This is a genomic window from Streptomyces sp. NPDC006326 (assembly GCF_040612915.1).
Lineage (GTDB): Bacteria > Actinomycetota > Actinomycetes > Streptomycetales > Streptomycetaceae > Streptomyces.
Genome location: NZ_JBEXRC010000004.1, coordinates 140621 through 154507, shown reverse-complemented (window position 1 = coordinate 154507; position 13887 = coordinate 140621). Strand labels below are relative to the sequence as shown.

Below are 13887 nucleotides of genomic sequence, written 5' to 3'. Positions count from 1 at the left end.
GATGTTTGATGTCATCAAGTACTTCTCAGAAGGTAGCCGGGAATACTTAAGGTGGTCAAGTAAACAATTGATAATGTCAACCAATCTGGGTAGGCTCCCCGGCATGAGCGCCACCACCCCCCACACCCCCACCAAGCTCCAGCTCCTGGAGCTGCTGGCCGCCATCGGCACCGCCCAGTGGCGCGATTTCGCGGCCGCGGCGGCCCACTACGGCCTCACCTCCACCCAGGCCAGGGTCCTCGCCCAGCTCAAGGGCCCCCTCCCGATGCGCGGCCTCGCCACGCTCCTCGTGTGTGACGCATCGAACGTCACCGGGATCGTGGACCGGCTGGAGGCGCGCGAGCTGGTGCGCCGCGAGCCCGACCCGGCGGACCGGCGCGTCAAGAACGTCGTGGCGACGGACGCGGGCCGCGAGATCATCCGCCAGGTGCGCGAGGAGATGCAGGCCACGCACGGCGCGCTCGACATCCTCGACGCGACCGAGAGCGCGACCCTCTACGCCCTTCTGGAGCGGCTGCGCCCCACCATGGAGAAGGACGCCTGACGCCTCGGCCGCCCCGGAAGCCGTCGTCACACGTCATGCGTCGGCCCGGGACCGGGGGGACGGAGGCCGCTGCCCCGCCGCAAGCCGAGCCGAGCGATCGACCGCTCCTCGGCGGCATGTCAGCGGCTACTTCTACGCTTCCGGCCGTGAACACAGATGATCTTTCATGGCAGGCGGGCAACTACGGCGGTGTTCCACCCCGGAAAGTGGATCTCCTCATGGAGCACGGCCACCTGGATCTGGTGATCCGGGCGGCAGAGGAGCGCGGCGAGTGGTTCTGCGCGGAGCGCGCGGCACGGGAGCTGGGCCGGTCGGGCGAGTTCGCGCGGGCGCTGGAGGTGCTGGAGCCGTTCGTCGCGACCGGATGGCGGACAGCCCTCTGGGCGAAGGCGGACCTTCTGCTGCGGGCGGGCCGGACGGACGAGGCCCTGGACCTGGTCCGCCCGGACGAGGAGGGTCGCACCTCGCAGCACGTGTGCCGTGACTTCGCCGAACTGCTCGCCGGGGCAGGGCGCGTCGACGAGGCCATCGAACTGCTCATACCGCACCTCGGCGCGTCGTGGATCCGGTCATTCCTGGTGGAGATCACCGAAGGCCGGAACCGTGACGAACGGGTCCTGGAGCTGATCGCCCCGCACGCCGAAGCCGCACGACGAGCCTGCGGCGAGGGCAGGTGGGATCACTCCTGCTCCGGCGCTCAGGAGCTCCAGGCCAGGGTGCTGGAACGTGCAGGCCGCGCCGACGAGGCGATCCGGATCCTCGGCGCGGACGTGGCCGGGCGCCGCTTCCTCGCCCAGAACACCCTCACCGCCTACGCCGAACTGCTGGGCCGCCATGGTCGGCTCGGAGAGCTCCGCGAGCTGGCCACCGGCCGGGATGCGCACGCCGCGCTGGACATCTACGCCGACGCGCTCCGAGACCGCGGCCGGGCCGGGGAGGCGGAGAGGGTGATGCGTGAGGCCATCGCCGCAGACGACTGGGTCGGGTACCGGGCCTGGCTCTCCTCGGCCTTGTTGCGGGACGGCCGGCTGGACGACGCGATCACCGTGGCCGAACCCGGCTTCAGCTGGTACGACTGCTCCAACCTCCTCGCACCTCTCGTCCACGCCCTGCTCGACCGGCCCGAGGAACTGCTCCACCTCTTGGAGCACCCCCTCACCGTGCCCCACCACCGCCACGAAGAGTTCCAGCACAGGTGGCAGGCCTTCGCTCTTGCCGGTCTGGGCCGTGCCGAGGAAGCGACCGCCGTGGTCGAAGCCCACCCGGATCCGTGGACCGACCCCCACATCGTCAGGGCCGGCCTCCTCGCCACCGCCGGCCGTCTCGCTGCTGCCGCCGCCGAACTGCGCGACCTCGGCACGGTCGAGGCGCGTGAGGAACTGTTCGAGGTCCTGGTCCGGCAAGGACGGGCGGCCGAGGCCATGGTCCTCCACCCCACAGTGGCCGAGCAGCGGGCCGCCGGACAGCGAGCCGCCGAGGCAAGGACCGCATCCGTCCCTCTCCGTGAGGATGGCTACTCCGCGGAGCCGCCCTTCTGAGGTGGCGCTGTCACGCCCACGACAGCAGTGGCACGCCGCCGCGCGGGCCAGGTTTCGAGGAATGAACTCACCCCGGCGGGAAGGGCTTTGCCGGTTCCATGTCTTGACGGCGGTGGTGGCGCGGAGCACAGTGTCCAGCGGCGCGACCTGAGAGCGCTCTCAGTCTGGCTCGCACGGTGGCGCCTCCCCCCGCACTGCGCCTCGCGGCGCCTCAGAGAGGTCACGCATGCGTCAGACACCCCGTAGAACACCGTCGGCCGCCCGGCGGTCCCTCCTCGCCGTACTGAGCACCATGGCCGTGGCCGTCGCGGCGGCGGCCGCCACGGTCTCCCTGCCCGCGAACGCCGCCGCTCCCCCGCCCGCGCCGGGGTGGACCCAGGTGTTCCTGGACGATTTCGACGGGCCCGCCGGCTCCGGCGTGAACACCGCCGACTGGCAGTACACGACCGGGACCGGCTACCCCGGCGGCCCCGCCCACTTCGGTACGGGCGAGGTCGAGACGATGACCGCGAGCACAGAGAACGTCAGCCTCGACGGCGCGGGCAACCTGCGGATCACCCCCCGCCGGGACGCCGCCGGGAACTGGACCTCCGGGCGCATCGAGACCCGGCGCGCCGACTTCCAGCCCCCCGCGGGCGGAAAGCTGCGCACCGAGGCCCGGATCCGGATGCCGGACGTCACGGGGGCCGCCGCCAAGGGGTACTGGCCGGCGTTCTGGATGCTCGGCGCCCCGTACCGCGGCAACTGGTGGAACTGGCCCGGTATCGGTGAGCTCGACATCATGGAGAACGTCCAGGGCCTCAACAACGAGTGGGCCACCATGCACTGCGGGACCACGCCGGGCGGCCCGTGCAACGAGACGTCCGGCATAGGCGGCCAGCGCGCGTGCGCCGGCACCACCTGCCAGGGCGGGTTCCACACCTACGCGGTCGAGTGGGACCGCTCCACCTCCGTGGAGCAGATGCGGTTCTCCCTGGACGGGGCCGTGTTCCACACCGTACGCGCCGATCAGGTGGACGCCGCCACCTGGACCAGTGCCACGAACCACGGCTACTTCCTCATCCTGAACGTCGCGATGGGCGGCGGCTTCCCGGACGCCTTCGGCGGCGGCCCCGACGCCGGCACCGAGCCCGGACACCCCATGGTGGTCGACTACGTCTCCGTACACACCTCGCCCGGGGGCACGACCCCGCCCCCGACGACGCCCACCACCCCGCCCACCAGCCCGCCGCCGTCCGGCAGCCGTGACGCGTACGCCAGGATCGAGGCGGAGTCGTACGACGCCCAGGGCGGCCTGGTGGAGGAGACCACCACCGACACCGGGGGCGGCCGGAACCTCGGCTCCGCCGCCCATGGCGACTGGGCCCTCTTCAAGGGCGTGGACTTCGGTTCCACGGCGGCCCGGCAGTTCTACGGACGCGTGGCGAGCGGTGCGCCCGACGGGGTCAGCGGGCTCGTCGAGGTCCGGCTGGACAGCCGCACGAGTGCGCCGGTCGGCAGTTTCTCGGTCGCCGGCACCGGGGGCTGGCAGAGCTGGCGGACCGTACCGGCGAACATCGGCCCCGTCACCGGCAGGCACGACGTGTACCTGACCTTCACCAGCGGCCAGGGCGCCGACTACGTGAACGTCAACTGGTTCGGCTTCGGCCACTGAGACCGTGCGGCACCCAGTCGCCGGGAGCGCTCTCAGGCTCCCGGCGGCAGGGGTTACCCTGCTGTCCGGTGAGGCGACCGCCCCCGCACACGCAGGAGGAGGGCCCGTGCCCGAACAGCTTCCCGGTCCACGCCCGACGCTGGAGGCCGTGGCGGAGCGCGCCGGGGTGTCCCGGGCCACCGTGTCGCGGGTCGTCAACGGGGGTGACGGCGTCCGCCCGCACCTGGCGGACAAGGTCCGGGAGGCCGTCCGGGAGCTCGGCTACGTGCCCAACCCGGCGGCCCGGACGCTGGTCACGAGGCGTACCGGAGCCGTCGCGGTGATCATCGCCGAGCCGGAGGTCCGGATCTTCTCCGACCCCTTCTTCTCCCGCCAGCTCCGCGGTATCAGCAAGGAACTCACCGCACACGACACACAGTTGGTGCTGCTGCTGGTGGAGGACCGGGGGGACTACGACCGCATCGAGCGCTATCTGGCGGGCGGCCACGTGGACGGCGCGCTCGCCTTCTCCCTGCACGCCGAAGACCCGCTGCCCGCGATCACCCGCCGGATCGGCATGCCCACCGTCTACGGCGGCCGTCCGGGCTGGACCGCCGGGGCCGCCGGGAGCGGCGCGGTCGCGTACGTCGACGCCGACAACCGCGGCGGGGCCCGCGAGGCCGTACGGTACCTCCTGGACCAGGGGCGGCAGCAGGTGGCGCACATCGCCGGCCCGCTCGACCAGACCTCGGCCGTGGACCGGCTCGACGGCTACCGGGACGTCCTGCTCGACGCCGATCCCGCGCTGATCGCCGAGGGCGACTTCACCGTGGCGGGCGGGGCCCGCGCGATGGCGGAGCTGCTGGAGCGCTGCCCACGGCTCGATGCGGTGTTCGCCGGCAACGACCTGATGGCGACGGGGGCGTTGCGGGTACTGCGCGAGCGCGGCCTCTCCGTGCCCGGGGACGTGGCCCTGGTCGGGTTCGACGACGCGGAGCCGGTGGCGGAGACCGCCGATCCACCGCTCACGACGGTCCGTCAGGACATCGAGGGGATGGGTCGCATGATGGCCCGCCTGCTGCTGCGCATCCTCGACACCGGCCGCCAGGAAGGCCGCGCCCTTCCCGCCTCGGTGATCACGGCGACCTCGCTGGTGCGGCGCGCCTCGGCCTGACCGGCGCCCCGGGGGCGACGAGCGCCGCAGACCGGCCCCGACGAGCGTCTCGGCCCGGCCTGACGAGCGCCCCGCCCTGTCTTCAACGCGCCCGTCCGCGCCGCGACTTCACCCGTGCCGTCGGCTCCGTACCCTTGACGGGGTCATGGCAGTGGGTGCACGCTCCAAGCGCGTTCTGAGAGCGCTCTCAATCCGTTTCGGCCAAGGAGGCCCCCCATGCCCATCCCCCGGACCACCGGCAGAGCCGCCCTCCGCCTCGGCGCCGCCGCCCTCGCCGGTACGCTCCTCGCCGCCTGCGGTGCCGGCCCGGAGAGCGCCGGGGACGCGGGCGGCCCCCTCACGCTCACCGTCGACCTGTTCGGCGCGTTCGGCTACCAGGAGAGCGGGCTCTACGCCGAGTACGAGCAGCTGCACCCCGGAATCAAGATCAAGCAGACCGACACCGAGGACGAGCAGGACTACTGGAAGTCGCTCCAGACCCGGCTCGCGGGCGGCGGCGGACTGGCCGACGTCCAGGCCGTGGAAGTCGGGCGCATCGCCTCCGTCACCCAAAAGCAGGCCGACAGGTTCACCGACCTGGCCGCCTACGGAGCCGGCGCGCTCAAGGACGAGTTCGCCCCCGCCACCTGGTCGGCGGCGACCACCAAGGACGGCAAGGTACTGGCACTCGGCACCGACGTCGGCCCCGAGGCCATGTGTTACCGCCGCGACCTGTTCGAGGCCGCGGGCCTGCCCACCGACCGCGGCGAGCTGGCCGCCCGCTGGGCCACCTGGGACGGCTACCTCGAACTCGGCCGCCAGTACCGGCAGAAGGCACCCGCCGGGAGCGCCTGGCTGGACAGCGTGGGCAGCCTCAACGCGGTCATGGTCGGTCAGCAGAAAGAGCGCTACTACGACGCCTCCGGCTCCCTCGTCTACGAGAACAGCCCCGCGGTGAAGGCCGCCTGGGACGCCTCCGTCAAGGCTGCCGCCGAAGGACTCAGCGCCAAGCTGGACCAGTGGTCGCCCCCGTGGAACCAGGCGTTCTCCTCGGGCTCCTTCGCCACGCTGCCCTGCCCCGCCTGGATGCTCGGCTACATCAAGGGCCAGGCCGGTGAGGCGGGCAAGGGCAAGTGGGACGTGGTGAAGCTGCCCGGTGGTGCGGGCAACTGGGGCGGCTCCTACCTGGCCGTGCCCAGGGCCGCCCCGCACAAGAAGGAGGCGTACGAGCTGGTCAAGTGGCTCACGGCGCCCGAGCAGCAGGCCAAGGTCTTCCGCAAGCAGGGCAATTTCCCCTCCGGCACCCGGGCCATCGCGCAGATCGCGGACGCCAGGGACCCGTACTTCTCCGACGCCCCGATCGGGCAGATCTTCGGCGAGGCGGCCCGGCAGTCTCCCGTCCAGGTGCTCGGCGTCCACGACAAGGACGTCGCCGACCAGATCAACAACGCGCTGAGCGAGGTCGAACGCAAGGGCACCGCGCCGGACACCGCCTGGGCGAACGCGAAGAAGGCCGTCAAGAACGCCCTCGGCTGAGCCACCGCAACCGCCCGGGCCCACGCGGCCCGGCCCGTCCGCCCCGACCCCGAAGGACCGCACCCGTGAGCGCCAGGTCCCCCTACGCCTTCCTCGCCCCTTTCTTCACCCTGTTCGCCGCGTTCGGGATCTTCCCGCTGCTCTACACGGCGTACGTCTCCCTCTACCGCGTCGAGCTGCAGACCCCCGGTGAGCTGGAGTGGCGCGGCCTCGACAACTACACCGCGCTGCTCGGCGACCCGTTCTTCTGGACGGCGCTGCGCAACACCTTCACCATCGGCCTCCTGTCCACGGTCCCCCAGCTGCTGATGGCCCTGGGCCTGGCGCACCTCCTCAACTCCCGGCTCCGCGCGCTGACGTTCTTCCGCACCGCACTGCTGCTGCCGTACGCGACATCGGTCGCCGCCGCCTCCCTGGTCTTCGCGCAGCTCTTCGGACGTGACTTCGGCCTGGTCAACCAGGTGCTCGCACTGGCCGGCGTCGACCCGGTGGACTGGCAGACCGGCACGGCGGCCTCGCAGATCGCGGTGTCGTCCATCGTCGTGTGGCGTTGGACCGGCTACAACGCACTGATCTACCTGGCGGGGATGCAGTCGATCCCGCGGGAGCGGTACGAGGCCGCGGAGGTCGACGGTGCCTCGTCCTGGCGGCAGTTCCTCCACGTGACCCTGCCGGGGCTGCGCCCCACGATCGTCTTCACCTCGGTCGTCTCCACGATCGGAGCCACCCAGCTCTTCGGCGAGCCGCTCCTCTTCGAGGGCTCCATGTCCGGCGGCATCTCACACCAGTACCAGACCCTGGGCCTGTACATGTACGAGCAGGGCTGGGGCTTCTTCCACCTGGGGCGGGCCGCGGCCATCGCCTGGGTGATGTTCCTGCTGATCGCGCTGCTGGTCGGGGTCAACGCCCTGGCCGCGCGCCGCCGTTCGGGTCAGGAGGCCTGGCGATGAGCACTTCTGCCCGGGCCGCCCGGCGCGGCGGGAGGATCGCCTACGCGGCCTTGGCCCTCGCGGTGCTGGTCTCGGCCTTCCCGCTGTACTGGACGCTGGTGGCCGCGAGCCGTTCGAACGCCGAGCTGGCGCGGCCGGTGCCCGCGCTGCTGCCCGGCCCGCGTCTTCTGGAACACCTCCAGGCGGTGCTGGACGAGGCGGCGATCGGCAAGGCGCTGGTCAACTCGCTGATCGTCTCGGCGTCGATCACCGTGGGCACGGTGCTGTGCTCCACGCTCGCCGGTTTCGCCTTCGCCAAACTGCGGTTCCGCGGACGCGGGCTGCTGCTCGGTGCCGTCGTCGCCTCCATGATGATCCCGCCGCAGCTCGGGGTGATCCCGCTCTTCATGCTGATCGTCGAACTGCACTGGGTGAACCAGCTCCAGGCGGTGGTCCTGCCCGGACTGGTCTCGGCGTTCGGCGTGTTCTTCATGCGGCAGTTCCTGGCGCAGTCGCTGCCGGACGAGCTGATCGAGGCGGCCCGGGTGGACGGGGCTTCGTACGCCCGGATCTTCTGGTCGGTCGTGGTGCCGATCGCCCGCCCGGGCATGGCCGTCCTGGGGCTGCTGACGTTCATGACGGCCTGGAACGACTTCTTCTGGCCGATCGTCGCGCTCTCCTCCCAGGAGCCGACCGTGCAGGTCGCGCTGCGCCAGCTGGGCGGCGGCTACGTCCACGACCAGTCCGTGATCATGGCCGGCACGCTGCTCGGCACCCTGCCGGTGCTGCTGGTGTTCGCCGTACTGGGCCGCCAGATCGTCGGCGGCATCATGCAGGGCGCGGTCAAGGGCTGACGACGACGCCGGCCCGGACCCTCCTCTCCCCTTCTCTGCCTCCAGGAGTCCTTCCATGACCACTGCCGACGCGTTCGCGCCTGCCGATACGGATGCGCACGCGGATGCCCGGACCGGTACGGCCCTGCGCTTTCCCGCCGGGTTCCGCTGGGGCGCCGCCACCGCCGCCTACCAGATCGAGGGGGCCGTCTCGGCGGACGGCCGCGGCCCCTCCGTCTGGGACACCTTCAGCCGGATCCCGGGCAACGTGCTCAACGGCGACACCGGGGCCATCGCGGCCGACCACTACCACCGGGTGCCCGAGGACGTGGCCCTGCTGAAACGGCTCGGGGTGAGCGACTACCGCTTCTCGGTGGCCTGGCCGCGGATCCAGCCCACCGGCCGGGGCCCGGCGCTCCAGCGGGGGCTGGACTTCTACCAGCGGCTCGTCGACGCGCTGCTCGGGGCCGGGATCCGGCCGGTCGCCACCCTCTACCACTGGGACCTGCCGCAGGAGTTGGAGGAGCTCGGAGGCTGGCCCCGGCGCGAGACCGCCGAACGCTTCGCCGAGTACGCGGGCATCGTGGGAGCGGCGCTCGGGGACCGGGTGCACGACTGGACCACCTTGAACGAGCCCTGGTGCACGGCCTTCCTCGGGTACGCGTCCGGCGTCCACGCACCGGGCCGTACCGAGCCGGTCGCCGCCCTGCGGGCCGCCCACCACCTGAACCTCGCGCACGGCCTGGGGGCGGCGGCCCTGCGCGCGGTCCTGCCGCGCCCGGGAGCGGTCTCGCTGACGCTGAACCTGCACGCGGTGCGCCCGCTGACGGGCTCCGCGGCCGATCTGGACGCGGCCCGGCGCATCGACGCCGTCGGGAACCGGATCTTCCTCGACCCGGTCTTCCACGGGCGTCTGCCGGAGGACCTGGTCCGGGACACGGCCGGGCTCACCGACTGGTCGTTCGTCCGGGACGGCGATCTGGCCGCGGCCGCCGCGCCGGTCGACTGGCTCGGGATCAACTACTACTCCCCCACGCTGGTCGCCGCCCCGGCCGCGGAGCCCGCGCCCTCACCGCGGGCGCCGGGCCCCGCAGAGCCCTCGCCGTGGGTGGGGGCGGAGCCGTACGTACGCCTGCTGCCCGCGCGGGGGCCGCGGACGGCCATGGACTGGCCGGTGGACGCGGGCGGACTGTACGAGCTGCTGACGCGGCTGCGCGACGAGCTGCCGGGGGTGCCGCTGCTGGTCACCGAGAACGGCGCGGCCTACGCCGACTACGCCGACCCCGAGGGCGAGGTGCACGACCCGGACCGGATCGCGTACCTGCACGGCCATCTGGCCGCGGTGCACCGGGCGATAGCCGACGGGGCGGACGTGCGGGGGTACTTCGTGTGGTCGCTGCTGGACAACTTCGAGTGGGCGCACGGCTACAGCAAGCGGTTCGGCCTCGTCCACGTGGACTTCGCGACGCAGCGGCGCACCGTGAAGGACAGCGGCCGCTGGTACGCCGGGGTCATTGCACGGGGTGCTCTGCCACCAGCCTGACCACGGCCGCGTGCCCGGCGGTACGGAGGCGGCAGCCGGACCCGGGGGTGAGCAGCGCCGCGTCGTACGGGCCGAGGGTGAGCGGCCCGGCGCCCGCGTCGAGCTCCGCCGGGCCGCGCAGGGCGACCACCAGCAGGGTTTCGCGGGGTGCGGCGCCCAGCGCGAGCACGCCGCGGACGACGGCCGTGTCCGCGCGGGCACTGCCGCGGCGGTACATCACGTTGAAGTTGACGACGGGGCCGTCGACCAGCCGGCAGCCGGTCGGGACGTCGCCGGGGAAGTCCCGCGGGGCGAAGCGTTCGGTGACGGTGCGGGCGGTCCCGCCCACGGTGAGGTGCATGCCGGCGCCCTCGGCCAGGGTGAGGGTGCGCTCGACGCCGAGGAACGCGGAGAACGGCCCGTCGGCGGCCACCTCGGCCAGGCTCACCCGCCAGGCGAAGTCACCCGTTCCGGCGCCCTCGGGCCAGGCGGCGATCTCCCGGGTGACTCCCCCGCCGTTCTTCCACGGCACGGCCTCCCGCGCACCCGCTCGCAGCACCCGCACGTCCGTTCCCTTCTCTCACGTCCGGCGGAAGCCTATCGAGCGGGCCCGGGCGATCAGACGAGGCGGCGCGTGGTGTGCGCGAGCGAGGCGCGGGCGGCGGGGCCGCCCCCGGCGAGGTCGGTGTCGACCGCGTACACCATGAGCGGGGTGCTGCCGGTCGGACCGGTGACGGTGGCGCGCAGCCGGTAGCGCTCGGTGCGGACGGCGCCCTGGGCGAGGGCGGTACCGCCCTCGTAGAGGTCGGTGGGCAGGACGTCGGTGGCGATGCGCAGGTCCACGCGGCGCCAGCTGCCGGTCGCGGGGTCGCGCCGCTCCAGGACGTACGGGTCGGCGGGTGCGGGCAGGTCGCCGGGGGCGCCGGGGAGCGGCTCCATCTGGAAGGCCACCAGCAGGTGCCGATGGGCCTGCGCGGTGCCGCCGCGCAGGGTGACCGTGAACTCCTGGGCGGGGCCGCCCCGTACGAGGTTCAGCCGGCCGCCCGCGGTGTCCAGGGACAGCGCCGGCCGCGTCGCCTGCGCGGCGGCGGCCACCGGCGCGGCCGGGGTCCGGGCCGCGGCCGTGGAGGGCGCCTGCGCCGGCACGGGGGCGGAGGCGGAGGCCGCCGCGGAGGCCGAGGCGGTCGGCGCGGGCGCACCGGAGACGGAAGGCGTGCCGGTGGGCGCCGACACGGGAGAGGCCGGCGCGGCCTTGGGGTGCGGCTGCCCGGTGCAGGCGGTGAGGCCGGCCGCCAGCACCGCCGAGGCGATGAGCAGACGGGGTCTGACGTGCATGGTGGTGCCCTCCTACGGCTCCCGTGAGGCCAGGACCGTAACAGGGCGACCCCCACGGGGCTGCCCCGTGGGGATGACACTTCGGTCACGGTTCCCGCCGACCGGCCCCCAGGGCCGACCACCCGGCCCGGACGCGGACGCCCGCGTGGGCAGGACCGCACCCGGGGGCAGGGACAAGCCCGGGCACACGCGGGCCCCACCCGGGTGCCGGATGGCGCAGGGCCGTGCCCGGGACCCCGCACCGGCAGGGACAGGCCAGGGCTCTGCGCACGACCGGGCCCGGACGGGATCCGGCTGCGCGGGGCGGGCACGGGGCCAAGGTGCACAGGCCAGGACCCGGAGGCTGGACGCGCAGGACCAGGCCGTCGGGCCGTGCGCGGGGCCGGACAGCCTGACACCGGGACAGCCGGGCCGACTTCCCGGGCCTGGGCCCGTGGATCACGCACGGGGCCGGGGCGCTGGCGGGCGGGGCTGCGCCTCTGGGGTGTCAGGCCTTGAAGTCCTCCTGGCGGACCGGGGAGGCTTCGGTGAGGGCCTTGGCGACCTCGGTCGTGCCCGCCCTCAGCCCGTAGACGGGGGTACCGGGCTGCTGGCGCCAGGAGTCGTCGAGTCCGCCCGCGTCGACGGAGTCGAAGCCGAGCTCGTCGATGAGGGCCCGGACGGTCTCCTTGGCCGCCGCGTCGTCGCCGGCCACCGGGAGGGCCATCCGGTCCGGGTCCCCGGCCGGCCGCGGACGGTCGAGGAGGTCCTGGGCGTAGGTGCCGTTGAAGGCCTTGACCACGGGGTGTCCGAGCTGCTGCTCGGTCCAGCGGCTCTCGGTCAGGCCCTCGTCCTCGATGCCGGCGATCCGGCCGTCGCGCCGCTTCGGGTAGTAGTTGCCGGTCTCGATGACGACGACGTCCTTCGCCGCCCCGTCGAAGAGGCCCGGGGGCAGGTCCGGTACGTTCTTCAGGGGGACGCTGACCACGACGACCTCGGCGCCCCGGGCGGCCTCGGCGGCCGTGACCGGGGTCGCGCCGGTCTCCGCGGCCAGGTCGGCCAGGGTCTCGGGGCCCCGGGAGTTGGCCACGCGGACCTCGTGCCCGAGGGCGGTGAGGCGGCGGGTGAGGTTGCCGCCGATGTTGCCTGCGCCGATGATGCCGATCTTCATGAGCTCTCCCGTGCGTGCAGGGCGGCCGGTTGTCGCGCGGTTGCGCGTGGTGCCGTGTCGGTCCGAACCGCCCGGCGCCGCCCGGCATTCCGCCCCGGCCGGCCCGTCCCCCGTACGAGCGGCCCGCCGCACGGCCGTTCCGGCCGGGTCCCGCCCCGCGGTGGGCGGGGGCCGGACCCGGCCGGCGGGGATCAGGCTCCGCTCGCGTCGAGCATGTCCTCGCGCTCGACGATCTTCACGCGCTCGCGCCCCTGGGGTTCGCCCAGCGCCTTCTCCGCCGCGTCGAGCCGGTACCAGCCCTCCCACGTCGTGTAGCGGACGTTCCGCTCGGCGAGGAAGGCGTCGACGGCCTCCGGCTCGGGCGCATCCGGCGTCTGCAGGCGCCCGCCCGCGTGGTCGGCGAGGAGGTTCGCGACCGTCTCGTTGGCGTCGCCCTTGGTGTGGCCGATCAGTCCGATCGGGCCGCGCCGGATCCAGCCGGTGACGTACGTCGACTGCAGGTGCTCGCCGCCCTGCATCACCCGGCCGCCCTCGTCCGGGACGGTGCCGGAGTCCACGTCCCAGGGCAGCTTGGGCAGTTCGTCCGAGAGGTAGCCCACCGCCCGGTAGACCGACTGGACGTCCCAGTCGGTGAACCGCCCGGTGCCCTTGACGTTTCCGGTGCCGTCGAGTTCGGTGCGCTCGGTGCGCAGGCCGACGACCTCGCCGTCCTCGCCGAGCACCTCGACGGGCGACTCGAAGAAGTGCAGGAACAGCTTGTGCGGCCGCCCGCCGATGTCCCGTATCGCCCAGTTTTCCAGGGTCTTGGCGACCATGTCGGCCTGCTTGTTGGCGCGGCGGGTGGCGATCGAGCCCTCGTCGTAGTCGATGTCCTCGGGGTTGACGATGACCTCGATGTTCGGCGAGTGGTCCAGCTCGCGCAGCTCCATGGGACTGAACTTGGCCTGCGCGGGGCCGCGGCGGCCGAAGACGTGCACTTCGAGGGCCTTGTTGGCCTTCAGGCCCTCGTACACGTTCGGCGGGATCTCCGTCGGCAGCAGTTCGTCGGCCGTCTTCGCGAGGATGCGGGCGACGTCGAGGGCGACGTTGCCGACGCCGAGGACGGCGACCTTCTCCGCCTCCAGCGGCCAGGTGCGCGGGACGTCGGGGTGGCCGTCGTACCAGGAGACGAAGTCGGCGGCGCCGTAGGAGCCCCGGAGGTCCACCCCCGGGATGGCGAGGGCGCGGTCGGCGGTCGCGCCGGTGGAGAAGACGACGGCGTCGTAGAAGGCGTGCAGCTCGTCGAGGCTGATGTCGTTCGGGTAGTCCACGTTGCCGAAGAGGCGGACCTGCGGCTTGTCGAGCACCTGGTGGAGGGCGGTGATGATGCCCTTGATCCGCGGGTGGTCGGGGGCGACGCCGTACCGGATCAGGCCGAAGGGGGCGGGCATCCGCTCGAAGAGGTCGATGGAGACGCCCGGTTCGGCGGCGGCCTCGGACTTCAGCAGCGCATCGGCGGCGTAGATTCCGGCGGGGCCGGCACCGACGATTGCTACCCGCAGGGGGCGAGGCATGACAAGTTCCCTTCGACCGACAAAAAGCTGGATCAAGGGGAACCCTAAGCTAAGGGCACCCTAACCGAGCACCCGGGACCGGCTTATGACCCCATAAGCCGAACTTATGACTTCCTCAGGACATCCTTGGGGTCTCCCGGCACACTGGTGGGGTGGCTGTC

12 protein-coding genes are annotated in these 13887 nt (G+C 72.9%); 8 read left to right on the top strand and 4 right to left on the bottom strand.

Annotated elements, in window-relative coordinates; genetic code table 11:
• The first annotated feature begins 103 nt into the window (after nucleotides 1-103).
• The 8 genes from ABZ128_RS05060 to ABZ128_RS05025 all read left to right on the top strand — a co-directional run bounded on the left by ABZ128_RS05060 (nucleotide 104) and on the right by ABZ128_RS05025 (nucleotide 9709).
• A complete protein-coding gene (locus ABZ128_RS05060; protein WP_356846104.1) occupies nucleotides 104-544 on the top strand; it encodes a MarR family transcriptional regulator in 441 nt (146 codons plus the stop codon).
• Between the two features lie 146 nt (nucleotides 545-690).
• Nucleotides 691-2082, top strand: a complete 1392-nt coding sequence (locus ABZ128_RS05055; protein ID WP_356846103.1) for a hypothetical protein — start codon at nucleotides 691-693, stop codon at nucleotides 2080-2082.
• 226 nt (nucleotides 2083-2308) lie between these two features.
• Nucleotides 2309-3736 carry a glycoside hydrolase family 16 protein gene (locus ABZ128_RS05050; protein WP_356846102.1) on the top strand — a complete coding sequence of 476 codons (1428 nt, stop codon included), beginning with the start codon at nucleotides 2309-2311 and terminating at the stop codon, nucleotides 3734-3736.
• 106 nt (nucleotides 3737-3842) lie between these two features.
• Nucleotides 3843-4889 carry a LacI family DNA-binding transcriptional regulator gene (locus ABZ128_RS05045; protein WP_356846101.1) on the top strand — a complete coding sequence of 349 codons (1047 nt, stop codon included), beginning with the start codon at nucleotides 3843-3845 and terminating at the stop codon, nucleotides 4887-4889.
• 216 nt (nucleotides 4890-5105) lie between these two features.
• Entirely contained in the window at nucleotides 5106-6404 is a 1299-nt protein-coding gene (locus ABZ128_RS05040) for an extracellular solute-binding protein (RefSeq protein WP_356846100.1), read from the top strand.
• 65 nt (nucleotides 6405-6469) lie between these two features.
• Nucleotides 6470-7354, top strand: coding sequence for a sugar ABC transporter permease (locus ABZ128_RS05035; RefSeq protein WP_356846099.1), 885 nt, complete (start codon nucleotides 6470-6472; stop codon nucleotides 7352-7354).
• On the top strand, nucleotides 7351-8187 hold the full coding sequence (locus ABZ128_RS05030) for a carbohydrate ABC transporter permease (RefSeq protein WP_356846098.1): 837 nt from the start codon (nucleotides 7351-7353) through the stop codon (nucleotides 8185-8187). The genes ABZ128_RS05035 and ABZ128_RS05030 overlap by 4 nt, the downstream gene beginning before the upstream one ends.
• Nucleotides 8188-8242: 55 nt before the next feature.
• Nucleotides 8243-9709 carry a GH1 family beta-glucosidase gene (locus ABZ128_RS05025; RefSeq protein WP_356846097.1) on the top strand — a complete coding sequence of 489 codons (1467 nt, stop codon included), beginning with the start codon at nucleotides 8243-8245 and terminating at the stop codon, nucleotides 9707-9709.
• Here the strand turns inward: ABZ128_RS05025 and ABZ128_RS05020 are convergent.
• The 4 genes from ABZ128_RS05020 to ABZ128_RS05005 all read right to left on the bottom strand — a co-directional run bounded on the left by ABZ128_RS05020 (nucleotide 9678) and on the right by ABZ128_RS05005 (nucleotide 13726).
• Entirely contained in the window at nucleotides 9678-10253 is a 576-nt protein-coding gene (locus ABZ128_RS05020) for a HutD family protein (RefSeq protein ID WP_356846096.1), read from the bottom strand. The genes ABZ128_RS05025 and ABZ128_RS05020 overlap by 32 nt on opposite strands.
• A gap of 53 nt (nucleotides 10254-10306) precedes the next feature.
• Nucleotides 10307-11023, bottom strand: a complete 717-nt coding sequence (locus tag ABZ128_RS05015; RefSeq protein WP_356846095.1) for a hypothetical protein — start codon at nucleotides 11021-11023, stop codon at nucleotides 10307-10309.
• Between the two features lie 487 nt (nucleotides 11024-11510).
• A complete protein-coding gene (locus tag ABZ128_RS05010; RefSeq protein WP_356846094.1) occupies nucleotides 11511-12173 on the bottom strand; it encodes an NAD(P)-binding domain-containing protein in 663 nt (220 codons plus the stop codon).
• A gap of 191 nt (nucleotides 12174-12364) precedes the next feature.
• Nucleotides 12365-13726, bottom strand: a complete 1362-nt coding sequence (locus ABZ128_RS05005) for an FAD-dependent oxidoreductase (RefSeq protein ID WP_356846093.1) — start codon at nucleotides 13724-13726, stop codon at nucleotides 12365-12367.
• Between the last annotated feature and the right edge of the window lie 161 nt (nucleotides 13727-13887).

Coding starts and splice junctions, on each gene's coding strand:
- ABZ128_RS05025 (WP_356846097.1), top strand. CDS start 8,243: ATGACCACTGCCGACGCGTTCGCGCCTGCCGATACGGATGCGCACGCG.
- ABZ128_RS05005 (WP_356846093.1), bottom strand. CDS start 13,726: ATGCCTCGCCCCCTGCGGGTAGCAATCGTCGGTGCCGGCCCCGCCGGA.
- ABZ128_RS05030 (WP_356846098.1), top strand. CDS start 7,351: ATGAGCACTTCTGCCCGGGCCGCCCGGCGCGGCGGGAGGATCGCCTAC.
- ABZ128_RS05050 (WP_356846102.1), top strand. CDS start 2,309: ATGCGTCAGACACCCCGTAGAACACCGTCGGCCGCCCGGCGGTCCCTC.
- ABZ128_RS05060 (WP_356846104.1), top strand. CDS start 104: ATGAGCGCCACCACCCCCCACACCCCCACCAAGCTCCAGCTCCTGGAG.
- ABZ128_RS05040 (WP_356846100.1), top strand. CDS start 5,106: ATGCCCATCCCCCGGACCACCGGCAGAGCCGCCCTCCGCCTCGGCGCC.
- ABZ128_RS05010 (WP_356846094.1), bottom strand. CDS start 12,173: ATGAAGATCGGCATCATCGGCGCAGGCAACATCGGCGGCAACCTCACC.
- ABZ128_RS05015 (WP_356846095.1), bottom strand. CDS start 11,023: ATGCACGTCAGACCCCGTCTGCTCATCGCCTCGGCGGTGCTGGCGGCC.